This window comes from Pararhodobacter sp. SW119 (genome assembly GCF_017811755.1).
Lineage (GTDB): Bacteria > Pseudomonadota > Alphaproteobacteria > Rhodobacterales > Rhodobacteraceae > Pararhodobacter.
Window position 1 is genome coordinate 21,697 of the sequence record NZ_JADDJF010000011.1, and the last position, 18,764, is coordinate 40,460.

Below are 18,764 nucleotides of genomic sequence, written 5' to 3' on the forward strand. Positions count from 1 at the left end.
GACCAGAGGGCGGCGCGCCGCGCGCCCTGAGGGGCCTGGACCTGAAGATGCAGGAAGGTCTTGCCTGACCGCCTACTGCCCGCGCACCGCGCCTTCGCGCCGAATATCCGCCGCGCTGATCAGCCGGTCTTCCGCGACGACGATGACATGCAGCCCGGAATTGAGATCGCGCAGCGACACCTCGTGCCCCATCGCCGCCAGCGCCTCGGCCAGTTCCGCCCCCTCGGCGGTATCCTCGATGATTGAGGGGCCGTTCAGCGTGACCATGTTCGGCCGGTCGATCGCCGCCTGCGGGTCCATCTGCCAGTCGAGGATGGCGATGATCGCCGCGGCGGTGTAGCCGATGATCGCCGCCCCCCCGGGCGAGCCGACCAGCACCGCCGGGCGGCCGTCGCGCAGCACCACCGTCGGCGACATCGACGACCGCGGCCGCTTGCCGCCCTCGACCCGGTTGGCGATCGGCTGCCCGTCGGCCTCGGGGCGGAAGGAGAAGTCGGTCAACTCGTTGTTGAGCAGAAAGCCCCCGGTCATCACCCGCGATCCGAAACCCGACTCGATCGTCGTCGTCGCCGAAACCATGTCGCCGTAACGGTCCACGATCACGAAATGCGTCGTGCCCCTGCGCGGGCGTTCGCTGTCGGGCGCGCGCAGATGCGCGTCCTCCCAGGGCGGATCGCCGGCCTCGGCCTGACCCATCGAGGTCTCGGGGTCGATCAGCGCGGCGCGGTCGCGCAGGTAGTCGCGGTCCAGCAGCCCCTCCGGCATGGACACGAAATCGGCGTCGGCCATGTAGAGGGCGCGGTCGGCAAAGGCCAGCCGTCCCGCCTCCAGCAGCAGGTGCGCGGCCTCGGCGCCGGGGCCGATCTCGCGCAGGTCGAACCCCTCCAGCATGCCGAGGATCTGCCCCACGGTCAGCGCGCCGGAACTGGGCGGGCCCATGCCGCAGACCTCATGGGCGCGATATTCCACGCAGACCGGCGCGCGCTCGATCACCTCGTAACTGGCCAGATCCTCCAGCTCCAGGATGCCGGGATTGGTGTCGGTGCGCACGGCGGCAACGATATCGCGCGCGATCGCGCCCTCGTAGAACGGTGCCGCGCCCTGATCGGCGTAAAGCCGCAGGGTGCGCGCCAGGTCCGGGTTGCGCAGCAGCGTGCCCTCGGCCAGCGGCGCGCCCTCCGCGTCAAAGAAATAGTCGCGCGTGGCGTCGAATGTATCCAGGCCGCGTTCCTGCGCGTCGGCGATGGCGCCGGCCAGCCGGGGGCTGACCTCGAACCCCTCCTCGGCCTGCGCGATGGCCGGGTCGATCAGGTCGGCCCAGGGCAGCCGGCCGTGGCGGGCATGAAGCACCTCCAGCAGCTTCGGCGTCCCCGGCACGCCGACCGAGCGCCCCCCGACGACCGCATCCCAGAAGGAAAGCGGCTCTCCCTCGGCATCCAGCCAGTAGCCTTCATCCGCCGCGGCGGGCGCGCGTTCGCGCGCATCGAACGTGGTCAGGCTTTCCGTCGCGGCGTTCCAGTAAAGCAGGAATCCACCCCCGCCCAGGCCCGAGCTTTGCGGCTCCACCAGCGTCAGCATCGCCTGCACCGCGACCGCGGCATCGGCGGCCGACCCGCCGCGCGCCAGGATGTCATGCCCGACCTCGACCGCCAGCGGATGCGCCGCGGCGACCATGAACTCGCGCGCCTCGACCGACTCGCGCGCGGCAAGCGCCTGCGTGGCCTCGGGTAGCGCCTGTTCCAGCGTTGCGGCGGTCTGCCCCAGTACCGGGCCGCTGGCGGCGGCGACGGCTGCGGCGGTGAAAAGTGCGGATCGGACCAGACGGCGCATGCGCATCCCCCGTTGCGTGTGTGCAGTCTAGGGATTTTCACCTTGCGAGCCGCTCTGCGTCAACCCTGCGTTTACCAAGCTTTCTAAAAGGTTGAAAAGTGCACGAAGTGTTAACGACGATTTGCGAAAGTGGCGGGCAGCCATTCAATCGAAAGGTCTGGTGCTGCCATGACCCCCACCCTGCCACCGATCGTGCCGCAACCGGCAACGCCGCAGTCCCGCGATACCGCGGGCGCGCTGGGGATGGACACGCAGCGAAAGATCCGCGCCGCGCGCGAGGCTGAAACCGCGCGGGCGCTGCGTCCGGTCGACCCCGCCCTGACCGCCGCCGATGTGCGCCTGACCACGCGGCGCGATCAACCCGTCGGACCGCCGCCGGCCTTCACGATCAACGTGCTGCAACACCTGCGCGAAGCCGCGATGGCCCCGCCCGAGGTGCACCCCGACCCCGAGGATCTGGACACGATGTCGGCGCGCGAGACGGAGTCGCCCGCCCCCGCCGATGACCCCTCGCCCTACGCCCGATCCGGCGCCGCCCGGCCCACGACCGAACATCAGGTCGATATCAAACTCTGACAAAACCCGCCGACCGCGTGAAACCCCGGCCTGTACGCCCGGAAGGCGCTTGCGCCTCGGGCTTCCGGCACGCCGGGAAAGAACCGGCAAGCCACGCGATGCCACGCGATGCCACGCGCGCAGCGGCCAGATGGCCCGGCGCCCGCCTTGCCAAAAGTTTCATTGCGGTTAACGCCGGCGGAATACCGCTTTAAATCAAGGTCTTGGCGGAGTGCTCAAATTTGAGCACCCCGTTCGGCACCGTCGCCTACTCGGCCGCTTTTGCCATCGGGTTGTTGGGATGCGTCGTCCAGTTGGCATACTCGCGCACCTCCTCGCCGGTGCGCGGGTCGACCGCGCCCTTCGGCAGTGTCTCCATCGTGATGCAGTCCTCCACCGGGCAGACATTGACGCAGAGGTTGCAGGCCACGCATTCGGCGTCGATCACCTCGAACACGCGGCCGGGTTTCATGGCGATCGCCTGGTGGCTGGTATCCTCGCAGGCCGCGAAGCACCGCCCGCACTGGATGCAGAGGTCCTGGTCGATCCGCGCCTTGGTGACGTAGTTCAGGTTCAGGTACTGCCAGTCGGTCACGTTCGGCACCGCCCGTCCCACCAACTCGTCGACCGAGGTAAAGCCCTTCTGATCCATGTAGAGCGACAGCCCCGCGGTCAGTTCCTTTATGATCCCGAAGCCGTAGGTCATCGCCGCCGTGCAGACCTGCACGGTCCCCGCCCCCAGCGCCATGAACTCGGCCGCGTCGCGCCAGGTCGTCGCCCCGCCGATGCCGCTGATCGGCAGACCCGCCGTTTCGGGGTTGCGCGCGATTTCGGCAACCATGTTCAGCGCGATGGGTTTCACCGCCGGGCCGCAGTAGCCGCCATGCGCGCCCTTGCCGTCGATCATCGGCTCGGGGCTGAACGTGTCCAGGTTGACCGAGGTGATCGAGTTGATCGTGTTGATCAGGCTCACCGCATCCGCCCCGCCCCGCTTCGCCGCCTCCGCGGGCTTGCGGATATCGGTGACGTTCGGCGTCAGCTTCACGATGCAGGGCATGCGCGAATGCTGCTTCACCCAGCGCGTGACCATCTCGATGTATTCCGGCACCTGCCCCACGGCCGATCCCATGCCGCGTTCGCTCATCCCGTGCGGGCAGCCGAAGTTCAGCTCCACCCCGTCGACCTCGGTCTCTTCCACGGCCTTCAGGATCGACTTCCACGACTCCTCGTCGCAGGGCACCATCAGGCTGACGACCATCGCGCGGTCCGGCCAGTCGCGCTTGACGCGCTTGATCTCCTGCAGGTTCACCTGCAGCGGCCGGTCGGTGATCAGCTCGATGTTGTTGAGCCCCAGCAACCGCCGGTCGGCGCCCCAGATCGCGCCGTAGCGCGGGCCGTTGACGTTGACCACCGGCGGCCCCTCGGCCCCCAGCGTCTTCCACACCACCCCGCCCCAGCCCGCCTTGAAGGCGCGCACGACATTGTATTCCTTGTCGGTCGGCGGCGCGCTGGCCAGCCAGTAGGGGTTCGGGGACTTGATGCCGATGAAGTTCGTGCTCAGGTCTGCCATCTTGCGCCCTCCTCAGGCCGTCAGGCTTGCGTGAATGTCCTCGGCCGCGTCGCGCCCCTGCGCGACCGCGACCACGGTCAGATCCTCGCCCACCGCGCAGTCGCCGCCGGCCCAGACGCCCGGGATCGCGGTCCGGCCGATGACATCGGTGGCGATCTTGCCGCGCGCGGCCTCCAGGCCATCGGGCAGGCCGTCCAGCGTCTGGCCGATGGCCTTGAAGACCTGGTCGGCCTTCAGGCGGAAGGTTTCGCCGGTCGGCTCCAGCCCGGTCTCACCCTGGCGGGTATAGGCAAACTCGATCTCGCGCACCGCGCCGTTGCCGTGGATCGCCACGGGCATGGCATGGGTGACGATCTTCACGCCCGCCGTCGCGGCATGATCCAGTTCATGATCCGACGCCGCCATCGCTTCGCGCCCCCGGCGGTAGACCATGGTGACGTGCTCGGCGCCCAGCAGCTTCGACTGCACGGCGGCGTCGACCGCGGTCATGCCGCCGCCGATCACCACGACGTGCCGGCCGATGGGCAGCGCCGCCAGATCCTCGGCCTGGCGCAACTCGGCGATGAACTCGACCGCCGGGCGCACGCCGGCCTTTTCCTCGCCGGGCGCGGACAACGCGTTGACACCGCCCAGCCCGATCCCCAGGAACACCGCGTCGAAGTCGCCGCGCAACCTCTCCAGCGTGATCTCGCGGCCCAGTGAAAGGCCGGTCTGCAGCGTGATCCCGCCGATGCGCATCAGCCAGTCGACCTCGGCCTGGGCGATGCCGTTCGCGGCCTTGTAGGCGGCGATCCCGTATTCGTTGAGGCCCCCGGGCTTTTCGCGCGCCTCGAAGATCACGACGTCATGGCCCTTCATCGCCAAGCGATGCGCGCAGGCCAGGCCCGCGGGCCCGGCGCCGACGACGGCAATGCGCTTGCCCGTCGGTTCGGCGCGCGCATAGGGATGCGCGTTGCCCGCCATCAGCGTGTCGGTGGCGTAACGCTGCAGGCGTCCGATCTCGACCGGCTGGCCCTCGGCGATCTCGCGCACGCAGGCGCCTTCGCACAGGTTCTCGGTCGGGCAGACGCGGGCGCACATGCCGCCCAGGATGTTCTGATCGAAGATGGTCTTCGCCGCCGCCTCGGGCTGGCCGGCCTGAATCTGCCGGATGAACAGCGGGATGTCGATCGCCGTCGGGCAGGCGGTGATGCAGGGCGCGTCGTAGCAGAAATAGCAGCGGTCGGCGGCAACGCGCGCCTCGTGATCATCGAAACAGGGATAGAAATCGTCGAAGTTCTCGGCCAGCGTGGCGCGATCCAGCCGGCCGGATCGGATGCCGTCCGTCTGCGGGGTAATGGTCACGGGGCTACCTCCGGGATATCGGGTTGCTGCGTTGCCGTCGCCGCATGCTGCCACATCATGAAATTTTATCAACAGGTAAAAAATGGCCCGCGCCGGATTGTTCCCCGTCGCGCGCCAACCGCCCGGAAAAGCGGCGCGGCGCAGACCTCAGAGGCGCGCAAGCCGTTCCGTCAGCAGCGCGAAAAAGCCGTCGGCGTCGATCTCGCGCAGGAAGGTTGCGTTGGGCGCGCGGTCGGTCACCCGCCAGTAATCGACGACGGTCATGCCCAGCGTCAGGCGGCCTTCGGTCTCGATCTCGACATTGACCTCGCGGCCGTTGAACAGGTCGGGGTTCAGAAGCCAGGCGATCGTGCAGGGGTCGTGCAGCGGCGCGCCTTCGGTTCCGTACTTGTCCTTGTCGAACCGCTCGAAGAAATCGGTCCAGCCGGCCACCGCCGGGCCGACGCGGCCGGGCAGGACGCGAAACGCCTCGACCCGCGGGCGCGTGGTCAGCGCCTGGTGCGTGACGTCCAGCGGAATCATCGTGATCGGCACGCCCGCGGCGAAGACGATCGCCGCGGCTTCGGGGTCGACAAAAATGTTGAACTCGGCCGCGGGGGTGATGTTGCCGACCTCGAAATACGCCCCGCCCATGAGGACGATCCGCTCGATCCGCGGCACGATGTCGGGCGCGCGGGCCATCGCGGTCGCGATGTTCGTCAGCGGCCCGATGGGAACAAGCGTGACGCTGCCCACCGGTTCGCGCCGCAACGTCTCGATCAGGAAATCGACGGCGTGCGTCGTCTGCAGCGGCATCGCGGGATCGGGCAGGTCGATCCCGTCGAGGCCGGTCTTGCCGTGGACATGTTCCGCCGTGACCAGTTGGCGCTTCATCGGACGGTCGCAGCCGGCAAAGACCTTCACCTCGGGCCGCTCGGCCAGTTCGCAGACGATCCGGGCATTGCGCGAGGTCAGGGGCAGCGGCACGTTCCCCGCAACGCAGGTGATGCCCAGCAGGTCCAGCTCCGGGCTGGCCAGCGCCAGCAGGATCGCGACGGCGTCGTCCTGACCGGGGTCGGTGTCGATGATGATCTTGCGCGCCATTCGGCCTCCATTCTCAGGCTGCCGTACCTAGCGTTTGCCTCTGGCTTGTCGAGGGGCCGGGCTGGCCAATCCGCCGCACCGGGCTAATTCAAGGGTTGTCGCGCATCTGACGTTGCGGCAGGGAAGATCGGGAACAGGACGAGCCGTGCGATGGAAGGATCTTTTCAGCCGATGGTCGATGGCGACAGCTTCATCCCCGGCCCCGGGACCGAACGGCACTACCGCGCCGTGCTGGGGCTGTTCGCCACCGGCGTGACCGTGGTCACGACGGTCGGCGCCAAGGGCCCGGTCGGCATCACCGCCAACAGCTTCGCGTCGCTCTCGCTCGACCCGCCGCTGGTTCTCTGGGCGCCGGCGCGCGCCTCGCGCCGGTTTGCGGCCTTTGCCTCGGCCACGCATTACGCGATCCATGTGCTGGGCGCCGAGCAGTTCGCGCTTGGCCGCCATTTCGCGCGCGACGGGCTCGATTTCGATCTTCCCGGGGTCGAGCGTGGCGCCGAGGGCGTGCCGCTGCTGACCGATTGCCTGGCGCGCTTCGAATGCCGCCGCCGCGCCGTGCATGACGGGGGCGACCATGTCATCGTCGTGGGCGAGGTGCTGCGCGCAGCATCGCGCGAGGGCGCGCCGTTGATCTTCAGCGCCGGGCACTACGGAAGCTTCGCCACGACAAAGGACTGACCCGCGCCGCCATCCCCCGGGTACGCTTTCGCGCGCGCGCGTCAGCCACGCATGGTTTCTCTTGCACCGGCGCGCGGTTGCGGCGACACTCCCTGCGAAGGGAGGTTGCGATGTCGCCCGAAATCAGCACCAAGAAGGTGGTCCACATCATCTTTCAGGCGCGCCAAGCGCGCCGCGCGAGCGAGTTGCGCGCCTTCATCGACTCGCTCAACGCCGACGAGCAGGCGCATCTGACCGCGATTGCCTGGATCGGCCGCGGCGCCTTCGAACCCGAGGATTTCGACGAGGCCGTCGCCACCGCCTATGCCGAGGCGACGACGCCGACCGCGGACTACCTGCAGGGCATGCCGCATCTGGCCGAGAACCTCGAAGCCGGGCTCGAGGCGCTGGGGATCGACGTCACCGATGCCGAGGAAGACTTCTTCGAACGCTGAGCGCCCCCCGACTGCGGACGCGCCGACGCATCGATTCCTGTCCCCGGAGGTGTGATCCGACGACGAAATCGGCGGCGGTCCACGCGTGGACCAAGAACCAACTCCATGACATCATTCGATAAGCCAAAAAATCTTAACCGGATTTCAAGCATTGCGACGGGGCGTGATGTTCCCGCCACCGTCCGGCAAGGCACATCCTTCGCGATCGCCCGGATCGGCTTCTTCGATCCCCGTTGCCAAAAGTTTCATTGCGGTTAATCGCCCAGATATTTCTAACCATATCAATGTCTTGTCGAAGCGTTCAAATTTGCACGCCCCTGCCACCGATGGCCTGCTCCGGGGCCACGCCTTCAGCCGACGGGGCGCGGGGTCCGCAGCGCGCCGCGCAGCCGGTCGCGTAGGGCCGACCGGTCGCCGGCGGGCACGCCGATATGCGTCAGATACCCCGAAACCGAGCCGTAGCGCATCTCGATATGACCAAGCGCCGCCTGCATCGTCTCTGCCGGTGCGGCCAGAAGGCGCGCGTGCCGGTCCGGGTCCTCGCCGCGCGCGCGGGTATGCTCCAGCATCTCGGCGACCAACTGGCCGATCAGCGAGCCGGTCAGCGCGTAATCCTCGACGATATCCTCGGGCGCGACCTCGGCCAGGCCCAGCAGCAGCGCCGCGACCAGGCCGGTCCGGTCCTTGCCCACCGTGCAATGGAACATCACCGCGCCTTCGGGCACGCCGGCGATGGTGATCAGGATCTCGCGCAGGGCCTCGTGCCGGTCATCGACGGCGATGCGGTAGAAATCCAGCAGCGGGTCGCCGCCGACGATGTCGATCTCGGCCAGTTTCAACGGCGCCAGTTCCTCGAACACCGGCTGGTGGACATAGGTGACGCCGGGCCGGTTGGCGAAGGGATTGGGCATCGCCGCGCATTCCTCGGCGGTGCGCAGGTCCAGCACCGTGCCCAGCCCTTCGGCTTCCAGCCGCGTCACCCCGTCCGCCGTCAGCCGGTGCGGGCTGTCGGCGCGCAGGAACCGCCGCCACGGGGTCAGTTCCCCCCCGCGCGTGCGGTAGCCGCCCAGATCACGCAGGTTGTGGATCCCCTCCACCGCAAGGCGGCGCATGTCGCGCGGCGCGTGGTTCATCTGCTTGCCTCCAATCGCGCAATATCTATCAGACCGATCTGCCGGCCTTCGGGATGAAGGGGCACATAGGTCGCGGCCAGCCCATCGCCAGACCAGCTGCACAGGTTGAACCCCGCCCCTTCCAGGATGCGCAGCCCGGTCGGGTGCAGCGGGTCGATGGTCGAATGCAGCCCCGTCGATACCACGAGCGGCGCGCCTTGCCATATCACAATGCGATTCATGTGGACATGGCCTGCCAGCAGCCCGGCGATCCGGTGCCCCGCCAGCACCCGCCCCAGCGCACTGGTCGAGGCCGCGTCGAGCGTCGACCAGGGCAGCGCGCCCGGGTCCAGGCGCGGCGGGTGATGCAGCACGATCAGCTTGGCCATGCCGGGGTGGCGCTCAAGTTCGCCGCGCAGCCAGTCCAGCTGCGCGGCGTCCAACTCGCCATGGACGCGCGCCGGCACCGAGGTATCGAGCGTGACCAGATGCAGATCGCCCGCCACCGTGGCGTGGCAGTAGGCGCCGTCGCCGCGGCCGAAGACGGCGTGAAAGCCGCGGCGGCTGTCGTGGTTTCCCAGCGCCAGATGCACCGGCACCGGAAACTCGGCGAGCATCTGTTGCAGCAGTTCGTAGCTTTCGACATCGCCGCGGTCGGTCAGATCGCCGCTGAGAATGGCGAAGGCCGGCGGCACCGGCAGCCGGTCGACCGAGGCGGCGATGCGCGCCATCAGGGCCGCCTTCTGCGGCGCATTCACCGGCGACAGGTGCAGATCGCTGAGATGCAGGAATCGCGTCATGGCATCAGGCCCCCCGCGGCCAGAAGGGATTTCGTGTAGTCGTCGCGCGGCGCGGCGATCAGCCCGGCGGTCGCACCGGCCTCGACCGGGCGGCCGGCGCGCATCACCAGCACATGATCGGCCAGGCACGCCACAACCGGCAGGTCGTGGCTGATGAAGACCATGGCCAGGCCCAACTCCTCCTGCAGGTCCATCAGCAGGTTCAGGATCTGCGCCTGCACCGACACGTCGAGGGCCGAGACCGCCTCGTCCGCGACCAGTAGCGCCGGGCGGGTGACGATGGCCCGCGCGATGGCGATGCGCTGGCGCTGCCCGCCCGAGAATTCATGCGGGTATTTCCTGCCGTCTTCGGCGCGCAGGCCGACCTGATCCAGCGCCTCGTCCACGCGCCGCCCGACCTGATCCGCGCCGGTGGCGCGCAGGGGCTCGGCAATGGACCACGCCACTGTCCGGCGCGGATCGAGCGAGCCCCAGGGGTCCTGGAACACCATCTGGAAGCTTCGGCGCAGAAGGCGCAGCTCGCCCGCCGGCAGGGTATGCAGGGTCCTGCCGTCGAAGCGGACCTCGCCTTCGTCGGGAGCCTCGAACGCCATGATCATGCGCGCGAGCGTGGACTTGCCCGACCCCGATTCACCCACGATCCCCAGCGTGCGGCCCCGTTCCAGCGTGAAGGACACCCGGTCGACGGCGGTCAGCACCGGACCGGAACGCAGCAGCGACCGGCGCGGCAGGCTGTAGCGTCGGCTGACCGCGCGCACGTCCAGGATCGCGCTCATGTCCCCGCCCCCAGCAGGTGGCAGGCGGCGAACCGGCCGTCGGGCAGCCGGTACGGCTCGGGCCGAACTGCGGCGCAGTGCGACAGTTCGACCGCGCAGCGGCCAGCGAAGCGGCAGCCGGCGGGCAGCAGCGACAGCGGCGGGACGGAGCCGGGGATCGTCGGCAGGCGCTTGCGCCGGCCATCGGCATCGCGGCCCGGGGTCTGGCCGCCGATGCCGGGGCGCGCGCCCAGAAGGCCGCGCGTGTAGGGGTGGCGGGGCGCGGCCAGGACCGCGGGGGTCGGGCCGCCCTCGACGATCTCGCCGCCGTACATCACCGCGATCCGTTCGGTCGCGCGGGCCACGGCGGCCAGGTCGTGGCTGATGAAGACCAGCGCCATGCGCCGCTTGTCGGCCAGCCGCACCAAGAGTTCGATAATGCGCAGCGCGACATGCGCGTCCAGCGCCGTCGTCGGCTCGTCCGCGATCAGCAGCGCCGGGTCGCAGGTCAGCGACAGCGCGATCAGCACCCGCTGCCGCTGCCCGCCCGAGATCTCGTGCGGGTACTGGCGCAGGCGGGCTTCGGGGTCGGGGATGCCGACCTCGTCGAACAGCTCCAGCGTGCGGGCGCGGGCGGCGGACCGGCCGAGGCCCTGATGCACCAGTAGGGGCTCCATCACCGTCTCGCCCAGCCGTTGCAGCGGGTTCAGCGCCGCCATCGGCTCCTGGAAGATCATCGCCACCTTGCGCGCGCGCGCCCGGCGCCAGACACGCTCGGGCGCGCCGGACATGGCGGTGCCGTCCAGCACGATCTCGCCCGCGATGCGCGCCGCGTCGGGCACCATGCCCATCATCGCCAGCCCCAGCATCGACTTGCCCGAGCCCGACTCGCCCACGATGCCCAGCCGCTCGCCCCGCGCGACGGACAGGGTCACGTCGCGCAGCGCCCGCGCGCCGTCGAACCCGACCGAGACATCGGAAAGCGCGATCATGCCTGCCGGCTCCGCGTCAGGCGGGGATCGGTGAGGTCGCGCAGCGCATCGCCCAGCAGCGAGAAGCCCAGCACCGCCGCCATGATGCACAGCCCCGGATAGATCGCCAGTTGCGGCGCCATGAACATCAGCGTCTGCGCCTCGGACAGCATCCGCCCCCAGGAAGGCGAGGGCGGCTGCGCGCCGAGGCCGAGGTACGACAGCGCCGCTTCGGCGAGGATGGCGATGGCGAATTCGATGGTCGCCTGCACGATCACAGGCGCGGCGACATTGGGCAGGATATGGTCGCGCGAGATGGCGAACCGCCCCTGCCCGGCGGCGCGCGCGGCGGCGACGTAGTCGCGCGTCCAGATGACGTTCGCGGCGCCGCGCGTGACGCGCGCAAACACGGGTATGTTGATGAAGGCGATCGCCAGCACCGCCACCCAAAGCGACGGGCCGAAGACCGCCGAGAGCATGATCGCGAACAGAAGTGCCGGAAAGGCGAAGCCGATGTCAGCCACGCGCATGATCAGATCCTCGAACCAGCCGCCCAGGGCCGAGGCCAGCAGTCCCAGCGCCACACCAATGGACCCGCCCATCAGCACGGCGATCAGCGCCACCGTCATCGAATTGCGCGCCGCCACCATCAGTTGCGAGACGATGTCGCGGCCCAACTGGTCGGTGCCCAGCCAGTGAACATCCGACGGCGCGCCGAAACGCTCGCGGATGTTCATCAGCGCGTGGTCGTGCGGCGTCCAGATCAGCGACAGACCTGCGACACCTACGACCAGGGCCACCAGAATCGCGCCCAGGATCAGGTTCGGCGTCAGATGCCGGTTCATGCGCGGGCCTTCAGCCGCGGGTCGATCATGACGTAGATCACATCCACCAGAAAGTTCACCGTCACCACGATTACCGCAAACAGCGTCACCAGCGCCTGCACCAGCGGCAGGTCGCGGTTGGCGATGGCCTGAAAGACCAGCCGCCCCAGGCCGGGCAGGTAGAAGACATTCTCGATCACGATGGTGCCGGTGATCAGCGAGGCGAATTGCAGCCCGACGATGGTGACGATCGGCACCAGCGCATTCGGCAGGACATGACGCCAGAGGATGCGCTGGCGCGGGTAGCCCATCGCGCGCGCGGTGCGCACGTAGTCAAGTCGCATCACCTCCAGCGCCGAGGATCGCGTGACGCGCGCCAGCACCGCCGCTTGCACGATGGTTAGTGCAGCGACGGGCAGGATCAGCGCGCGCACCGCCGCGACCGGATCGGACCAGCCGGGAAAGCCCCCCGGCGGCAGCCACTGCAGATGCACGGCAAACAGCAGGACCAGCAGCATCGCCGCCCAGAAGGACGGCACCGCGATCCCGATCTGGCTGAGGAACATCACCCCCCAATCACCCGATTTGCGATGGTTCGCGGCCGCGCCGATGCCCAGGACCAGCGCCAGCAGAACGGTGGCGACCATGCCGCCGATGGCCAGCGACAGGGTCAAGGGCATGCGTTCCAGCACCAGCTCGCTGACCGGCACGCGGTAGGAATGGCTGGTCCCGAAATCACCGGTCAGCGCGTCGCCGATCCAGGCGGCGTAGCGCACCAGCACCGGATCGTTCAGGCCCAGTTGCGCGCGCAGCGCGGCCAGCGCCTGTTCGGAGGCGTCGATCCCCAGGATGGTCAGGGCAGGGTCGCCGGGCAGGATGTTCATCACCGCGAATACGACCATGGTGATGGTCAGGACGGTGGCCAGAAAGCCCACTGTCCGGCGCAGAAGGAAATAACCCATACGACCCTCCGGTCGTGCGGGGCGGTTCCGGCCCGCCCCGCACGGTCGTTCAACGCACGGTGACCTCGGACAGCGGCGTGTAGAGGATCGGCTGCGATTCCCAGAACCCCTCGACCCCTTCGCGGAAGACACCCAGCGCGGGCAGCTGGAAAAGGAAGCCGTGCACCGCGGCGTCGGCCAGGTATTCCTGCGCCTCGCGGATCAGTGCGAAGCGGGCCTCGTCGTCGACTTCGGTGCGGATCGAGGCCCAGAGGTCGTTGAACGCGGCATCGTCATAGCCGTAGAAGTAGTCCGGCCCGCGCGCGAAGTTCGACAGATCGTTGGGGCTGGTATGCGCGATGATCGTCATGTCGAAGTTCTTGTTCGTATAGACTTCCTCCAGCCAGAAGCCCCATTCGACATTCTCGACCCGCACGTCCATGCCGGCGGCGCCCAGTTGCGCCTGCACGATCTCGGCCGACCGCGTCGCATAGGGGAAGGGCGGCACCCGCAGCAGCAGCGTGTCGCCCAGAACGCCGGCCTCCTCGAACATCTGGCGGGCCATGTCGGGATCGTGCGGATACATGCCGGTCAGGTCCACATAGGCCGGGCCGTGCGGCGGGTAGAAGCTGCCGATCGGCGTCGCCAGCCCGTACATCGCGCCCTCGATGATCTCCTCGCGGTCGATGGCGTGACTCAGCGCGCGCCGGGCTTCCAGCGTGTCAAAGGGGGCGCGGGCGTTGTTCAAGGCCAGGATCACCTCGCCCTCGGTCGAGGCGTTGATCACGGTGAAGCGCGGATCGGCCTCGAACTGTGCGATCAGTTCCGGCGCCGGAAAGCCGGGGAAGGCGTCCAACTCGCCGGCCATGAGCGCAGCACTCGCCGCCGCCGGGTCCGAGATGAAGCGGTATTCCACGATCTCCAGCGCGACGTTCTCGGCGTTGCGGTGGTCGGGGTTCTTGACCAGGCGCAGCCGGTCGCCGCGGGTCCAGGCGTCGAACATGAACGGCCCGGTGCCCACGGGACGCGAGGCGTTCGACTCGACCGTATCGGGGTGCAGGATGGACGCCGGACCCTGCGCGATGTCGAACAGGAAGAAGGCATCGGGGTTGCCCAGCGTCAATTCGACCGTGTGCTCGTCGACCTTGCTGATCTCCTCGATGGCCTGAAAGGTCGCCTTGCGGGGGTTGGTGCTGTCCTCGCCGCGCGCGCGCTCGAAGGAAAAGACCACGGCATCGGCGGTGAACGGGCTGCCGTCGTGGAAGGTCGCGCCCTGGACCAGGTTGAAGGTGTAGGTCCGCCCGTCGTCCGAGATTTCCCAGCTTTCGGCCAGTTGCGGCTGCACCGCGCCCGAGGAATCGACGGTGGTCAGCGATTCGTAGACGTTCTGCGCCAGCATGACGTTGATCGCGGCGGTGGCGTCGCTGGTCGGGTCAAGCGATGTCGGCTCCTGCTGGAGGCCGAGCGAAATGCGCATCTGCGCCGCGGCCGGCGCGGCGAAGGCCAGTGCCAGCGCGGCAAGCAGGGCTGGGGCAGCTGTCGTTCTCATCGGTGGGGTCCTTTCTGGCAACCGGGTCGATGGCGGCGCCGATCATGGCGCAGGAATCCGCGTTTGCGAACCCCCTGCGCGCCGTGCGGTCGGCCACGTGCGCGCAGATTGGCACCATCGCCGCCGGGGTCAACCGCAAACGCCCTGTCGTTGCAAAGGTTTCACATTGCCCCCTGCCGGCGGGGCCGCGCGACGCTCAGGCGAAGCCTTCCTGCACCGTCTGCCCGTCGCGGGTGACGTAGTGCCAGCCGGTGACGACGAGCATCCGTTTCATGAAGGATTCCTCGATCCGCTCGCGGCTCATCCAGAACCCTTCGAACTCGATCTCCATCGCGGCTTCGGCGGCGTCGCCCTCGGGCGTGCCGTGCAGCGCGGCCAGCGCGGCCATCACCTTGCCCAGACCGGCGCGAAAGGCGTCGGACAGCGGTTCGTTGAACTCGACGAAGAAATCCGGGGTCTCCTGCGGGTCCTCGTAGACATGCAGCTGCACCCGCTCGCCATGGTCCCAGACCGGATGCGGGAAGACATGCACGCGGTGACGCTCGATCTTGGCGGACTGGAGCGCGGCCTGATAGGCGGCTTCGACCTCGGCTTCGGCAAATCGCTGGGCGGTAAGCATGGGCAGATCTCTCGGTTTGGCGCCCGCCATTATGGCAAGAGCCGCGCCGGATGTCTGCCCCGCAAAAAGGCCCGACGGACAGGACCGGGCCGGCTGTTGCCGCCGCGCCGCCGCTCAGCGCACGACGAGGTCGGCGTGAAGCGCGCCGGCGGCGCTGATCGTGTTGAGGATGTCGATCATGTCCCGCGGGCCCACCCCCAGGGCGTTGAGCCCCGCCACCACCTCGGCGAGCGAGGTGGCGCCGGGTAACTCGGCCAGTCCGGTGCCGCGATTCTCCTCGATCTCGGCCTGGGTGCGCGGGACGACGACCGTCTCGCCCTCGGCGAAGGGGTTGGGCTGGGCGACCAGCGGGCGTTCCTCGACCCTCAGCGTCAGCCCCCCCTGGGCGACGGCGACGCGGCTGATGCGCACATCCTCGCCCATCACGATGGTGCCGGACCGCTGGTCGACCACCACGCGGGCGCGCGCGCCCGGGCTGATCGGCAGGTTCTCGATCTGGCTCAGCGCGTGGGCGGCACTGGGCTGGCGGGTGGACGCGATATCGAGGATCACGGTCCCGGCGTCCTGCATGACGGCGACGGCGCGGCCGAAATAGGTGTTGATCGCCTGCTCGATCCGCACCGCGCTGGTGAAGTCGGCCTCGCGCAGGGCAAGGCGCACGCGGTTGAGCGAGGCGAGCTGGAACTCGACCTCGCGCTCGACCCTTGCGCCGCCGGGGATCGTCCCGCTGGTCGGCACGCCCTGGACGACCTGCGCCGCCTGACCGCGGGCGGCGACGCCGCCGGCGATCACCGCGCCCTGGGCGACCGCGTAGATCTGCCCGTCGGCGCCGTTCAGCGGCGTCATCACCAGCGTGCCGCCGAACAGGCTGGAGGCGTCGCCGATCGCCGAGACCGTGATATCGACGCGCGATCCGGTCCGCGCGAAGGGCGGCAGCGTGGCGGTGACCAGCACCGCGGCCACGTTGCGCGGCCGCGACTGCTCGCCGGCGATGTTCACGCCCAGCCGTTCCAGGATATTGGCCATGATGTCTTCGGTGAAGGGCGCGTTGCGGATGCCGTCGCCGGTGCCGTCCAGGCCGACCACCAGGCCGTAGCCGATCAGGTCGTTGCCGCGCACGCCGTCGAATTCCACGAGGTCCTTCAGCCGTATCTGCGCCGCCGCGGGCAGCGCCATCGCCAGGACGACCAGCGCCGCCAGCAGGCGGATCATCGCAGATACTCCGTCAGCGAAAGCCGCGTCAGCCGCGCGGTCACCGCATAGATCGATTCAAGCTGGACGCGGCTCTGTTCAAGCTGCGTCGCCGCCTTGTAGGGATCGACGCCGATCTTGTCGCTGCGCAACAACTCCAACCGGTCGCTTTCAAGCGACAGGCGCAGTTGCTGGCGCTCCAGCACCTCCTGGGCGATGCCGACGCGCGACTGCAGACCCGCCATGCGCTCGGCATTCTCCATCAGCCCGGTCATCGCCCGCTGCAGGACCGCGCGTTCCTGATCCGGGGCGAGGGTGATCGCGCCGTCGTCGAGCAGGACGACCATCGCCGCGTACATCAGCTGCCGGCGGATCGCGGGATCTTCCGCGGTGGGCAGTTCCGGCACCGCCGTGCCGTCATCCATGACGCCGCCCGCGACCGGCGCGCCGCCGCGATAGGCGGTCGTGGCGAAATCGGTGCCGGGCGACATGAACCAGGCGTCGAGCGCGGCGAAGACATCCGCGGCAGCGGTCATGCCCGCGACCTCGGCGCCCAGCGCGCCCAGCAGGACGTCCGGCTTGACCAGCGGCGCGCGATCCGATTGCACCCCCGAGAAGATCGAGCGCCCGGCCACACTCACCGCCATCGCCGCGATGGTTTCGCCGAGCGTGCTGCGCGCCGCCTGCACCGCCACCCCGCGCGCCGCCGGCCCGGCCGAGGCTTCGGCGGTCAGCACCAGCTTCACCGCCAGATCCTGCCCGGTCCGCGCCACCTTGTCGAGCGCGGCCTGCGCGGTGTCGAAGCTGGTGACCGCCTGTTTCAGCGTGTTGTCGTATTGCCCGATGCGCATCAGCCGGTTCTCGATCGCCTGCAGCGCGCCGATATCGCCGCGCAGGTGCCGCGTCACCGACTGGACCTGTCCGGTCGTCATCTCGTGACTGTGCCGCGCCAGATCGGTTCGCGCCTGCACGCCGGTTCGTTGCAGGTGAAACGGCAGTGCCATCGTGCCCAGCGTTGCCCAGGTCATGTTCAGATCTCCATCAGGCGGCGCAGCATCTGGTCGGCGACCTGGATGACGCGCGCATTGGCCGCATAGGCCTGTTCGATCAGCACGAGGCGCTGCATCTCGGCATCGGTGTCGACGCCGCGCGACAGCACGCGTTCGTGCAGGTCGGCGGCGCGGGTGGCGGTCTGGATCTGGCGGTCCTCGAACCCCTGCCGGGTCTGGCTGAGGAACGCGATCTCGCGCGCGACGCCGTTGCCGAAGCTGACCGCGCTGGCGCCGGGTGCGGGCGCATCGCCCCGCTGCAGGGCTTCGATCCAGCGCTGGATCTGGGCCGCGTCGCCCACCGGCGCGCGCGGTCCGGCGGGATCGGCGCCCAGCCCTTCGCGCAGATGCCAGAGGTGGCCGCCGCTATCGGGCTGCACCAGCGGGCTGAGCGTCAGCCGCCCGGCCAGCCCCGCCGCCGGCAGCGCGGCCAGCGGATCGCCCGCGTCGGAAAAGAGCGCCGGTCCCCCCGGCGCCGACGGGTCGATATCGGGGGCTTCGAACCGGGCGATCAGATCCGCCGCCATCGTATCCAGCGCCGCCTGCGCGGCGACACCGTGGGTGTCACGCACCTCGAACAGCGCGGCGATCCGGCCGCCGCCGAACGCCCCACCCTCGCCGGGGTTGGCGATCGGCCGGCCGTTCAGCGTCAGCGTCGACAGCGCGCCGCCCGCACGCGTCATGCCCGGTTCCATCGCGTTGACCGGCGTGAACTCGATCCGCGACGGGGTCACGTCCAGCAGAAGCTGCCCGCCCTCGGTATAAAGGATGCTGCGGCCTTCGGGCGATTGATACTCGCGCAGCGGCACAATCTCGGACAGGCGGGTGATCAGGGTCTGCCGCTCGTCCATCAGGGCCAGCGGCGGCTCGCCAGAGCTGCGCAGCCCGACGATGTCGGCGTTGAGCCGCGCCAGCCGCGCCAGCCCGTTGTTCAGCTCGGTCACCTCGCGCGCGATCGCCCGGTCGGCATCCAGCCGGGCGTCCTGCACATGGCGCTGCAGCCCGTGGAATTCCTGCAGCATCGCGCCCGCGGTGGCGGTCACGGCGGCAAGGCGCTGGTCCATGTCCGGCCGGTTGGCCGCCGAAACCAGCGCCGATTCAAACGCCGCGACCCGACCGGCAAGGGCGAAGGCATCGCCCGGATCACCGATCGCGCCCTCCAGATCCGCCCAGAAGCGCGCGCCGGCCTCGGCCCCGGCCCGGTCGGCGCCGGCCTGCCGCACCAGCCCGGTCAGCACCGGATCGACCTGACGCTCCACGCCCAGGACGCGGACACCGACCCCCTGCCCGCCGACGACCGCGGTGCCCAGTTGCAGCTTGCGCGGCGCGTAGCCGTCGGTCATCGCGTTCGCGACGTTGGTCGAGGCGACCTGAACGCCGCGTGCCGCCGCCGTCAGGCCCGAGACCGCCGCGTTCATCGCCGTGTTGATGCTCATGCTCTAGCTCCGCGCGTGGCGGC

Annotated in this window: 18 protein-coding genes; 3 read left to right on the forward strand and 15 right to left on the reverse strand. The window is 69.3% G+C overall.

The window, feature by feature from the left end:
- Positions 1-72: 72 nt before the first annotated feature.
- On the reverse strand, positions 73-1,830 hold the full coding sequence (gene ggt / locus IM708_RS08890) for a gamma-glutamyltransferase (RefSeq protein ID WP_245243088.1): 1,758 nt from the start codon (positions 1,828-1,830) through the stop codon (positions 73-75).
- A 168-nt stretch (positions 1,831-1,998) separates the two neighbouring features.
- Between ggt and IM708_RS08895 the strand changes: the two genes are divergently transcribed.
- A complete protein-coding gene (locus tag IM708_RS08895; RefSeq protein WP_209426161.1) occupies positions 1,999-2,406 on the forward strand; it encodes a hypothetical protein in 408 nt (135 codons plus the stop codon).
- A gap of 247 nt (positions 2,407-2,653) precedes the next feature.
- On the opposite strand, the gene preA is transcribed toward IM708_RS08895, so the two are convergent.
- From preA to IM708_RS08910, 3 genes are all read right to left on the reverse strand, one after another.
- Positions 2,654-3,955, reverse strand: coding sequence for an NAD-dependent dihydropyrimidine dehydrogenase subunit PreA (gene preA, locus IM708_RS08900; protein WP_209426163.1), 1,302 nt, complete (start codon positions 3,953-3,955; stop codon positions 2,654-2,656).
- Positions 3,956-3,967: 12 nt separating this feature from the next.
- Positions 3,968-5,257, reverse strand: coding sequence for an NAD(P)-dependent oxidoreductase (locus IM708_RS08905; RefSeq protein ID WP_245243091.1), 1,290 nt, complete (start codon positions 5,255-5,257; stop codon positions 3,968-3,970).
- Positions 5,258-5,446: 189 nt separating this feature from the next.
- Positions 5,447-6,382 carry a nucleoside hydrolase gene (locus IM708_RS08910; RefSeq protein WP_209426167.1) on the reverse strand — a complete coding sequence of 312 codons (936 nt, stop codon included), beginning with the start codon at positions 6,380-6,382 and terminating at the stop codon, positions 5,447-5,449.
- 171 nt (positions 6,383-6,553) lie between these two features.
- On the opposite strand from IM708_RS08910, the gene IM708_RS08915 reads away from it, so the two are divergent.
- Together IM708_RS08915 and IM708_RS08920 are read left to right on the forward strand one after the other, a co-directional pair.
- Complete coding sequence (locus IM708_RS08915) at positions 6,554-7,060, forward strand: flavin reductase family protein (protein ID WP_245243092.1); 507 nt, start codon at positions 6,554-6,556, stop codon at positions 7,058-7,060.
- A gap of 110 nt (positions 7,061-7,170) precedes the next feature.
- Positions 7,171-7,494 (forward strand): DUF3775 domain-containing protein, encoded by a 324-nt coding sequence (locus IM708_RS08920; protein ID WP_209426169.1) that lies wholly within the window; start codon positions 7,171-7,173, stop codon positions 7,492-7,494.
- A 350-nt stretch (positions 7,495-7,844) separates the two neighbouring features.
- Here IM708_RS08920 and IM708_RS08925 read toward each other — a convergent pair whose 3' ends face one another.
- The 11 genes from IM708_RS08925 to flgK all read right to left on the reverse strand — a co-directional run bounded on the left by IM708_RS08925 (position 7,845) and on the right by flgK (position 18,741).
- Positions 7,845-8,627 carry a tyrosine-protein phosphatase gene (locus IM708_RS08925; protein WP_209426170.1) on the reverse strand — a complete coding sequence of 261 codons (783 nt, stop codon included), beginning with the start codon at positions 8,625-8,627 and terminating at the stop codon, positions 7,845-7,847.
- A complete protein-coding gene (locus tag IM708_RS08930; protein ID WP_209426171.1) occupies positions 8,624-9,406 on the reverse strand; it encodes a metallophosphoesterase in 783 nt (260 codons plus the stop codon). The genes IM708_RS08925 and IM708_RS08930 overlap by 4 nt, the downstream gene beginning before the upstream one ends.
- Positions 9,403-10,182, reverse strand: a complete 780-nt coding sequence (locus IM708_RS08935; protein WP_209426172.1) for an ATP-binding cassette domain-containing protein — start codon at positions 10,180-10,182, stop codon at positions 9,403-9,405. The genes IM708_RS08930 and IM708_RS08935 overlap by 4 nt, the downstream gene beginning before the upstream one ends.
- The gene (locus tag IM708_RS08940; protein WP_209426173.1) at positions 10,179-11,153 is read right to left on the reverse strand and encodes an ABC transporter ATP-binding protein; all 975 of its coding nucleotides are present in this window, start codon (positions 11,151-11,153) and stop codon (positions 10,179-10,181) included. The genes IM708_RS08935 and IM708_RS08940 overlap by 4 nt, the downstream gene beginning before the upstream one ends.
- Positions 11,150-11,977 carry an ABC transporter permease gene (locus IM708_RS08945; RefSeq protein WP_245243089.1) on the reverse strand — a complete coding sequence of 276 codons (828 nt, stop codon included), beginning with the start codon at positions 11,975-11,977 and terminating at the stop codon, positions 11,150-11,152. Before IM708_RS08945 ends, IM708_RS08940 begins: the two co-directional genes overlap by 4 nt.
- Positions 11,974-12,918, reverse strand: a complete 945-nt coding sequence (locus IM708_RS08950) for an ABC transporter permease (protein WP_209426174.1) — start codon at positions 12,916-12,918, stop codon at positions 11,974-11,976. Before IM708_RS08950 ends, IM708_RS08945 begins: the two co-directional genes overlap by 4 nt.
- Positions 12,919-12,967: 49 nt before the next feature.
- A complete protein-coding gene (locus IM708_RS08955; protein ID WP_209426175.1) occupies positions 12,968-14,446 on the reverse strand; it encodes an ABC transporter substrate-binding protein in 1,479 nt (492 codons plus the stop codon).
- 196 nt (positions 14,447-14,642) lie between these two features.
- A complete protein-coding gene (locus tag IM708_RS08960) occupies positions 14,643-15,065 on the reverse strand; it encodes a hypothetical protein (protein WP_209426176.1) in 423 nt (140 codons plus the stop codon).
- Between the two features lie 114 nt (positions 15,066-15,179).
- Entirely contained in the window at positions 15,180-16,277 is a 1,098-nt protein-coding gene (locus IM708_RS08965) for a flagellar basal body P-ring protein FlgI (RefSeq protein ID WP_209426177.1), read from the reverse strand.
- A complete protein-coding gene (locus tag IM708_RS08970) occupies positions 16,274-17,284 on the reverse strand; it encodes a flagellin (protein ID WP_209426178.1) in 1,011 nt (336 codons plus the stop codon). Before IM708_RS08970 ends, IM708_RS08965 begins: the two co-directional genes overlap by 4 nt.
- 2 nt (positions 17,285-17,286) lie before the next feature.
- Positions 17,287-18,741 (reverse strand): flagellar hook-associated protein FlgK, encoded by a 1,455-nt coding sequence (gene flgK / locus IM708_RS08975; protein WP_209426179.1) that lies wholly within the window; start codon positions 18,739-18,741, stop codon positions 17,287-17,289.
- Positions 18,742-18,764: the final 23 nt, after the last annotated feature.

What these genes read in the sequence shown, in the direction of transcription:
- IM708_RS08935 (WP_209426172.1), bottom strand. Translation starts at nt 10,182, where the DNA reads ATGAGCGCGATCCTGGACGTGCGCGCGGTCAGCCGACGCTACAGCCTG.
- IM708_RS08945 (WP_245243089.1), bottom strand. Translation starts at nt 11,977, where the DNA reads ATGAACCGGCATCTGACGCCGAACCTGATCCTGGGCGCGATTCTGGTG.
- preA (WP_209426163.1), bottom strand. Translation starts at nt 3,955, where the DNA reads ATGGCAGACCTGAGCACGAACTTCATCGGCATCAAGTCCCCGAACCCC.
- IM708_RS08925 (WP_209426170.1), bottom strand. Translation starts at nt 8,627, where the DNA reads ATGAACCACGCGCCGCGCGACATGCGCCGCCTTGCGGTGGAGGGGATC.
- IM708_RS08895 (WP_209426161.1), top strand. Translation starts at nt 1,999, where the DNA reads ATGACCCCCACCCTGCCACCGATCGTGCCGCAACCGGCAACGCCGCAG.
- flgK (WP_209426179.1), bottom strand. Translation starts at nt 18,741, where the DNA reads ATGAGCATCAACACGGCGATGAACGCGGCGGTCTCGGGCCTGACGGCG.
- IM708_RS08955 (WP_209426175.1), bottom strand. Translation starts at nt 14,446, where the DNA reads ATGAGAACGACAGCTGCCCCAGCCCTGCTTGCCGCGCTGGCACTGGCC.
- IM708_RS08940 (WP_209426173.1), bottom strand. Translation starts at nt 11,153, where the DNA reads ATGATCGCGCTTTCCGATGTCTCGGTCGGGTTCGACGGCGCGCGGGCG.
- IM708_RS08910 (WP_209426167.1), bottom strand. Translation starts at nt 6,382, where the DNA reads ATGGCGCGCAAGATCATCATCGACACCGACCCCGGTCAGGACGACGCC.
- ggt (WP_245243088.1), bottom strand. Translation starts at nt 1,830, where the DNA reads ATGCGCCGTCTGGTCCGATCCGCACTTTTCACCGCCGCAGCCGTCGCC.
- IM708_RS08965 (WP_209426177.1), bottom strand. Translation starts at nt 16,277, where the DNA reads ATGATCCGCCTGCTGGCGGCGCTGGTCGTCCTGGCGATGGCGCTGCCC.
- IM708_RS08930 (WP_209426171.1), bottom strand. Translation starts at nt 9,406, where the DNA reads ATGACGCGATTCCTGCATCTCAGCGATCTGCACCTGTCGCCGGTGAAT.
- IM708_RS08960 (WP_209426176.1), bottom strand. Translation starts at nt 15,065, where the DNA reads ATGCTTACCGCCCAGCGATTTGCCGAAGCCGAGGTCGAAGCCGCCTAT.
- IM708_RS08970 (WP_209426178.1), bottom strand. Translation starts at nt 17,284, where the DNA reads ATGACCTGGGCAACGCTGGGCACGATGGCACTGCCGTTTCACCTGCAA.
- IM708_RS08915 (WP_245243092.1), top strand. Translation starts at nt 6,554, where the DNA reads ATGGTCGATGGCGACAGCTTCATCCCCGGCCCCGGGACCGAACGGCAC.
- IM708_RS08950 (WP_209426174.1), bottom strand. Translation starts at nt 12,918, where the DNA reads ATGGGTTATTTCCTTCTGCGCCGGACAGTGGGCTTTCTGGCCACCGTC.
- IM708_RS08920 (WP_209426169.1), top strand. Translation starts at nt 7,171, where the DNA reads ATGTCGCCCGAAATCAGCACCAAGAAGGTGGTCCACATCATCTTTCAG.